Source organism: Agromyces sp. NPDC055658, from assembly GCF_053618155.1.
On the sequence record NZ_JBSHHD010000074.1, the window covers coordinates 1 to 4,179 of the forward strand.

3 protein-coding genes are annotated in these 4,179 nt (G+C 73.1%); 1 reads left to right on the forward strand and 2 read right to left on the reverse strand.

Going from position 1 to position 4,179, the window contains the following annotated elements:
- Positions 1–110: 110 nt before the first annotated feature.
- Complete coding sequence (locus ACWGPE_RS18470; protein WP_452049233.1) at positions 111–1,739, reverse strand: ABC-F family ATP-binding cassette domain-containing protein; 1,629 nt, start codon at positions 1,737–1,739, stop codon at positions 111–113.
- A gap of 262 nt (positions 1,740–2,001) precedes the next feature.
- Positions 2,002–2,667: a TetR/AcrR family transcriptional regulator gene (locus ACWGPE_RS18475; protein WP_275506396.1), complete on the reverse strand. Its 666-nt coding sequence runs from the start codon at positions 2,665–2,667 to the stop codon at positions 2,002–2,004.
- A 120-nt stretch (positions 2,668–2,787) separates the two neighbouring features.
- Here ACWGPE_RS18475 and ACWGPE_RS18480 point away from each other — a divergent pair.
- A partial coding sequence (locus ACWGPE_RS18480) for an amidase (protein ID WP_304504454.1) occupies positions 2,788–4,179 on the forward strand: 1,392 nt, incomplete at its 3' end.

Genomic DNA, 4,179 nt, shown 5'->3' on the forward strand with positions numbered 1-4,179 from the left:
GTTTCGCGCGTCGCCGGGAGGCCTCCGCGCGATCGGAGATCGCCGCAGGATCGCAAGGATCCGCGCCGGTCGGACCGAGACCGTGGCGATCCCCGATGTCGTGGTGCGGCCTACTCGGGCCCGTCCAGCCGCAGCCGCTGACCTCCGAACCGCTCGCGCAGCAGCCGGTCGTGCGAGACGAGCACGACCGCGCCGGTGAACCGTTCGAGCGCGCCTTCGAGGTCTTCGACCAGGTCGGGCGACAGGTGGTTCGTCGGCTCGTCGAGCAGCAGCAGCTCGTGCGGCTCGCTCACGAGCAGCGCGAGCTCGAGCCGCCGCCGCTGCCCGTACGAGAGCGCGCCGACCGGCACCACGAGGTCCCGCGGATGGAACAGCCCGAGCGACATCAGCCGGGCCTCGGCCGTCTCGCGGTCCTCGCGGATCCCCGCCGCGTACGCCTCGAGCAGGGTGCGACGACTCGGCCGGATCGCGCTCTGCTGGCGCAGGTGCCCGATGCGCGGCGTGGCCGTCACCGTGCCGGCATCGGCGCGGAGCTCCCCGGTGATGACGCGCAGCAGGCTCGTCTTGCCGACTCCGTTGCGTCCGGTGATCAGCAGCCGGCCCCCGGGCGCGAGCACGAGGTCGTCGACGGATGCCTCGGCCACCCGTACCCCGGAGAGCACGAGCAAGGGGGCGCCCTCGACCTGGGCGTCGACCGAACCGGTGAAGGCCGTCGGCGCGAACGAGAGCGGCTTGGCCGGCGGGATCACGGGCGCGGCGAGCAGCCGCGACATCCTCGCCTTCGCGTTGCGGATGCGGCCCATCGCCCCGTGGTCGCGGCCACGGGGCCGGAACGCGCCCGTGCCCATGCCGGCCTTGTCGAGCTTGCGCGGGATCGCGGCGAGCCGCCCCGCGTTCGCCGCGACGAGCTCGCGGTTGCGGGCGAGCTCGGCCTTCCACGTCTCGTAGGCGAGCCGGTGCCGTTCGCGTTCGTTCGCCTTCGCGATGAGGTAGCCGGGGTAGCCGTCGCCGTAGCGCGCGACCGAGGCGGCGTCGACCTCCCAGATCACCTGCGTGAGCGCCTGCAGGAACGCGCGGTCGTGCGTCACCACGACCACGGTGCCGTCGTGCACCCGCAGGCGATCGACGAGCCACTGCCACGCGTCGTCGTCGAGATCGTTGCTCGGTTCGTCGAGCAGCAGCAGCTCGGGGTTCGCAGCCACCGTCGCCGCGAGCGCGACGCGCGAGCGTTCGCCGCCCGAGAGCGTCTCCCACGCGCGGTCGCGGTCGAGGCCGCCGACGCCCAGCGCGTCGAGCGATGCATCGAGCCGGGCGGGAGCGCCGTAGCCGTCGCGCGCCTCGAAGCGCTCGGTGATGGCCGCGTACTCGGCGAGGGCGTCGTCGAGCGCGGCACCCTCGAGGTCGGCGAGCCCCTGCTCGGCCGCGTGCATCTCGCGTTCGAGCCCGCGCAGCTCGGTCGAGCACGCGTCGATCGCGTCGTGCACGGTCGCGTCCGACGCCAGCTCGAGCACCTGGTCGAGCGCGCCGAGGCCTCCGGCGAAGCGCGCGACGAGCTCGCCGGCGTCGGGGCTCAGCGCGCCGCCGATGAGGCGCAGCAGGGTCGACTTGCCCGAGCCGTTGTCGCCGATGATGCCGACGCGCTCGCCGGGGCGGAGCGAGAGTTCGACCCGGTCGAGCACGACGCGCTCGCCGAAGCGCTTGGTCACGGCGTGGAGGGAGAGTTGGCTGGTGGGGTACATGGAGGGAGCTCCTTCCCGGCCCGTCTCGCGAGGTCGCGAGCGCCGGTCGAGGTTCGTCGGCGGACACCGCCCGAAGGGGGTGCGCGCGAGCGTCGACGGCTGCGAGCCGAATGATCAGTGGCGGTCGATTGCGCGTCGATCAGCGGCGCTCAGCGCCGGCATCGATGCGGAAGCCGTGGAGCATTGCTCGACACGGCTCACCACTCAGGAGTAGATCAGCGTACCCATCGCCGAGCGACGTTAGTGGGCGCTTCGGCCGGTGTCAAGGGTCGGTGGCCCTCGCGCCCGACACGAGCGTCGCGTCGAGCCCGGCGATGAGTGCTTCGAGGCCCTGGTCGAACGTTGCGAGTTCGCGCATGCCGGCGACGTCGGCCGTCGAGGCGGCGGCGACCCCTGCGCCGGACGGGCGCTCGGCCGCATGGCTGCGCGCCCACACCACGAGGAACCCCGAGGCGTAGGCGTCGACGATGCCGAGCACCTGCCGGGCCTGGTCGGCCGTCAGGCCCGCATGCTCGAGGCCGGCGAGCACGCCGGCGAGGTGCGGTGCGACGGGGGAGGTGTCGTACGGGGCGAGCGCGAGCAGCTCGAACGCGTGCGGCACCTGCACGGCGAGGTCGCGGTACGACGCGAGCGTGCGGCGCACCGCCTGCTGCCACGTCTCGCCGGGCTGCTCGTGCAGGTCGAGGCGCTCGATCAGCTGCTCGACGATCGCGTCGACGAGGTCGTCGCGACTGCTGACGTGCGTGTAGAGGCTCATCGGCGCGCAGCCGAGCTCGGTCGCGAGGCGGCGCATGGTCAGGCCGTCGAGGCCGTCGCGTTCGACGAGGGCGATCGCCGCGTCGGTGACCTCGCGGCGGGTGAGGGTCTGGCGTGCCGTGCGAGCGCGCGACCCCGGCTTCGCCGGAACTGCCGCTTGACGTGAGGCCATGCGTGCAAGAGTATCGTCCGTACAGTGTACGGAAGCGTACGACGTACGGGTCGATCTCGACACGTTCGGCACGCCCGACGCGCGCGCGACCGACCCCCGCCCCACCCCGAAAGGCACCACATGGAACTCTTCCGGCTCACCGCCACCGAGGCATCCGAGCTGATGCGCCGGCGCGAGCTGTCGCCCGTCGACCTGCTCGAGTCGGTCATCGCCCGCACCGAGGCGACCGAACCCTCGATCAACGCGGTCACCGAGCAGTGGATCGACGAGGCGCGCGACGCCGCACGCACGTCGGAGTCGCGCTTCGCCGCGGGCGACGACCTGCGCCCGCTCGAGGGCATCCCGCTCATGCTCAAGGACGAGCAGCCCGTCGCGGGCCGGCTCCTCGAAGACGGATGCCTCCTGGAGCAGGGGCACGTCGCCTCCGAGACCCACCCGATCGTCGAGCGGATCCAGGCGGCAGGCGCCGTCATCCACGCCCGCACGACGACGCCCGAGTACTGCTGCGCGCCCGTCACCCACTCGAAGCTCTGGGGCGTGACGCGCAACCCGTGGAACACCGACCTCACGCCCGGCGGCTCGTCGGGCGGGTCGGGCGCCGTGCTCGCCGCGGGCTCGACCCTGCTCGCGACCGGCTCCGACATCGGCGGGTCGATCCGCATCCCGGCGTCGTTCTGCGGAGTCGTGGGATTCAAGCCCCCGTTCGCGCGGGTGCCGGGCATGGCGCCGTTCAACTCCGACACGTACTGCGCCGACGGGCCGATGGGGCGGAGCGTCGCCGACGTCGCGATGCTGCAGAACGTCATCTCCGGCCCGTGGGTCGGCGACGCGGCATCCCTGCGCGACATCGCGACCGTCTCGGGGACCGTGGGCTCGCTCGAGGGCGTGCGCATCGCCCTCTGCCTCGACCTCGGCGGCTACGACGTCGACCCGGCCGTCGAGCTCAACACGCGCACCGTCGCGCTCGCGCTCGCGGCTGCGGGCGCGACCGTCGACGTCGTCGAGCTGCCGTGGGGCCCCGAGCGCACGCTCGCGACCGCGTGGCCGCACTTCGGCGCCGTCATGGGGCCGTTCATCGAGTCGATCCTCGAGGGCGACCCCGCCCGGGCCGAGCAGCTCATGCCGTACACGCGGGCGTTCGCCACGGCCGCCGCCGAGGGCGGCGCCTACGTCGACGGACTCGTCGCCGAGACGGCGTTCTACCGCCCCTTCGCCGAGCTCATGACGGACTACGACGTGCTCGTCTGCCCGACGATCGCCACGACCGGGTTCGCCGCCGACGAGCCGTCGACCGACAGCGCCGCGATCTTCTCGAAGCTCATGACGCTGCCGTTCAACGTGATCGGCCGCGTACCGGTGCTCGCCGTGCCGTCGGGCATCGCGCCGAACGGCGTGCCGACGGGCGTGCAGATCGTCGGCCGCACGTACGACGACGCGACCGTCTTCCGCGTCGGCGCCGCCCTCGAGCAGGAGCTCGCCCTCTGGACCGATCCGGCCTGGTGGCCGGAGCTC

Coding starts and splice junctions, on each gene's coding strand:
- ACWGPE_RS18470 (WP_452049233.1), bottom strand. CDS start 1,739: ATGTACCCCACCAGCCAACTCTCCCTCCACGCCGTGACCAAGCGCTTC.
- ACWGPE_RS18475 (WP_275506396.1), bottom strand. CDS start 2,667: ATGGCCTCACGTCAAGCGGCAGTTCCGGCGAAGCCGGGGTCGCGCGCT.